At 43.9% G+C, this 3,687-nt stretch carries 2 protein-coding genes; both read left to right on the top strand.

The window, feature by feature from the left end; all coding sequences use genetic code 11:
• The first annotated feature begins 589 nt into the window (after positions 1 to 589).
• Positions 590 to 1,903 carry a NarK family nitrate/nitrite MFS transporter gene (locus VK541_RS03625; RefSeq protein WP_324367019.1) on the top strand — a complete coding sequence of 438 codons (1,314 nt, stop codon included), beginning with the start codon at positions 590 to 592 and terminating at the stop codon, positions 1,901 to 1,903.
• 17 nt (positions 1,904 to 1,920) lie between these two features.
• Positions 1,921 to 3,687 (top strand): molybdopterin-dependent oxidoreductase (locus VK541_RS03630; RefSeq protein ID WP_324367021.1); only part of this gene is annotated, 1,767 nt, incomplete at its 3' end.

The following is a 3,687-nucleotide window of genomic DNA, read 5'->3' on the forward strand; positions in this document are numbered from 1 at the left end:
GATCTGGTGACATCAGGCTCGGTGTTAACGCAGACGCCATAGGACTTCATCCTTTAGAAACTGATATCATCTCCAGCGGAGATTTGGTGAAATTCTTCTTCCTGTAGCGTTATTTCTGGTAAATTTTCCTGTTTTTTGAATAAAAGTGGATTTTTATTGCTGCTTGTTGGCTAATTTTTTATTTTTTGATCAATTATGTAGTGATTTTAACGAAATGGTACATTGTGTTGGTTGGTTTTAAACTTATAAAACCGTAAAATTATCTAAAATCGTCTTTTTGTTAAATGTGTATTCATATTTTTATTGTATTTATCATTTTTATACAAGTTTTTATTATTAAAAATTCTTTTTATATATGATTTTTAATATATTTATAGCATTAAACTTATTTATGTCATTATTTAGTTATTAAAAATTGATAATATTTGAATGTATTTGGTTAGATGTTTGATTATTTGCTGTTTTTTAACTTATTGTATTAAGATTTATGAGTTTTTGTATTGTTTTATGGGCTGATACAGGATATTTAAAGTATTCAAGATGGTGATAACTGTATCGGTATTTAGCTTAATCATTAAATCAAAAAAATATGGCAAATACTGAAACACTTCAACCGCTCAAAGAATTGCAGATCTTTTCATGGAAAGGAATCCAGATGAAAACTTTTCACATCACATGGATCACTTTCTTTTTTTGTTTCTTTGGATGGTTTGGCATCGCTCCATTGATGCCTGTAGTGCGCGAACAACTTCATTTAAGTAAGGAACAGATCGGTAACATCATTATTGCCTCAGTTTCCGCTACTATTTTTGCAAGACTCCTCATCGGAAAGCTATGTGACAGTATTGGCCCAAGATTATCTTATACCACTCTTTTACTGCTTGGTGCTTTCCCGGTGATGCTCATCGGTTTGTCAAACAGTTATGAAAGTTTCCTGGTATTCCGCTTTATTATCGGAATCATAGGCGCCTCTTTCGTCATCACCCAGTTCCATACCTCAATGATGTTTGCACCCAATATCATCGGCACAGCCAATGCGGTTTCCGGTGGCTGGGGAAATCTTGGCGGCGGAGTTACTAACCTGGTGATGCCTTTGATCGCTTCTGCTTTTGTCGTTCTTGGTTACAGCAGCGACGCCGATTCATGGCGGTATGCGATGGTAGTGCCCGGGGTTATTCTGCTGATCATGGCATTTGTTTATTATAAATACACCAAAGACACACCCGCTGGTAACTATGCCGATATCGAAAGGGGGCCAAAAGCAGAGAAAGCCAAAGGTTCTTTTGCAACAGCAATGAAAGACAGGCGGACCTGGGTTTTAGCCCTTGCCTATGCAGCGTGTTTCGGTATTGAAATCACAGTAGACAATGTGGCGGCCATCTTCTTTGTCGATAATTTTAATGCAACGCTGATCGTGGCCGGGGCACTCGCTGCCATTTTTGGCTTCATGAACATCTTTGCGCGGGCACTTGGAGGTATTGTGAGTGACAAGGTCGGTAAAGTGTATGGATTGAAGGGGAAAGGTATTCTTCTTGGGTCCTTCCTGGTGCTCGAAGGTATCGCAATCACCTTCTTTGCACAGGCGGGTACGCTCACTGTTGCCATCATCTGCATGCTGGTCTTTGCACTGTTTCTAAAAATGGCAAACGGAAGCACTTATTCCATAGTGCCTTTTATCAATAAAAAAGCGATAGGGTCTGTAAGCGGCATCGTAGGTGCCGGCGGCAATCTTGGAGCGATGCTGGCCGGGTTCCTTTTCAAATCCAAATCCCTTACCTATGCCGATGCGTTTTTATATATAGGAATAGCCGTTGCCGTAATAGGTTTGGTTGTTACCGTGACCCCTTTTCACAAAGAGACCGTAAAGAGCAATAGTCTCAACGTAGAATTACAACCGGCCTAAGCCAGAATAGCAACCCCATGGAAAGTAGAGAACGATCTTATAAAAGTACCTGCTGCTATTGTGGTGTCGGATGCGGAGTAGTTGTCAATAAGGAGAAGAATGGTTCTGTAGCAGTAAGCGGCGATATTGATCATCCTGTAAACAAGGGAGCGCTGTGCAGCAAAGGTTTAAATCTTCAATACACTGTAAACGATCAGAGCGACCGGCTGCTGTATCCGCAAATGCGGTACAACAAGAATATGCCATTGCAAAAAGTAAGCTGGGACACAGCCCTGGAGCGCACTGCTGCAGTATTCAAAACATTTATAGACAAATACGGCCCTGATTCGGTAGCTTTTTACGCTTCCGGCCAGTGTCTCACAGAAGAATATTACGTCATCAATAAGCTCATCAAGGGTTTCATAGGCAGCAACAACATAGATACCAACTCACGGTTGTGTATGAGCAGTGCTGTGGCTGCTTACAAAATGAGCCTTGGAGAGGACAGCGTGCCCATCTGCTATGACGATATTGAACTAGCAGATTGCTTTTACGTGACCGGTGCCAACCCAGCCTGGTGTCATCCTATTTTATGGCGCAGGGTAGAAGCTCACAAAGCTAAAAATCCGGATGTGAAGGTCATTGTCGTAGATCCACGTGTTACGGATACCCGCTCAAATGCTGATCTCCACCTGCAGATCAACCCGGGTACAGACATTACGCTCAATCACGCCATCGGCAGACTGCTGATCGAAAGAGATAAGATCGACCATAAATTTGTAGCCAATCATACTGAGGGCTTTGAAAAATACAGGGACCTGGTATTTGCTAAAAGTCTGAAAGAATCGGCGGAAATCTGCGGACTGGACCCTTATGACATCATTACCGCAGCAGAATATATAGCCGACGCCAAAGGTTTCATCAGCATGTGGACTATGGGATTGAACCAAAGTGTGGTCGGTGTGAACAAGAATCTAAGCCTGATCAATCTGAACCTCATTACCGGACACATTGGTAAACCGGGCTCAGGCCCATTTTCTCTCACCGGACAGCCCAATGCTATGGGTGGCAGGGAAGTTGGCGGCCTGGCCAATTTACTGCCGGCGCACAGCAATCTCAGCGATCCGCTGCATCGCAAAGAAGTTCAGGACTTTTGGAAAGGCAAAGAAATATCGGCCAGGCCCGGATTAACAGCTACTGAAATGTTTGATGCACTGAACGATGGCCGCCTTAAAGCCATCTGGATCATTTGTACCAACCCGCTCACGAGCTTGCCCAATGCGCGTATAGCAGAAGAGGGCCTGAAAAAAGCCAAATTCGTTGTCGTGCAGGAAATCAGCAACAAGCCGGAAACTTTAAAATATGCAGATGTGATCCTTCCAGCAGCCGCATGGGCAGAAAAGGAGGGCACCATGACCAATTCAGAGCGGCGGATCAGTTACCTCAATAAAGCAACAGAGGCGCCGGGCGATGCACTTCCGGATTCGGAGATCATCTGCCGCTTCGCGGAAAAAATGGGCTACCCCGGCTTTGATTTCAATTCTGCTGAGGAGATCTTTAAAGAACATACCCGGCTGACGGCCAAAACCACGCTGCGCATGGACGGTCTTGACTATGAAGTGATCAGGCGTAAGAATACCGTGCAGTGGCCCTATAGTAAACGTATGGATTCGGGCACGGCGCGCTTGTTTGCAGATAAAAAATTTCATACCGAAAGTAAAAGGGCGATCATTCATGCCGTTCCGGATGATTTTAGCAGTGAAAAGGCGGGCCCTGATTTTCCATATGTGCTCACTACCGGAAGG

The organism is Pedobacter sp., from assembly GCF_035317785.1.
GTDB lineage: Bacteria > Bacteroidota > Bacteroidia > Sphingobacteriales > Sphingobacteriaceae > Pedobacter.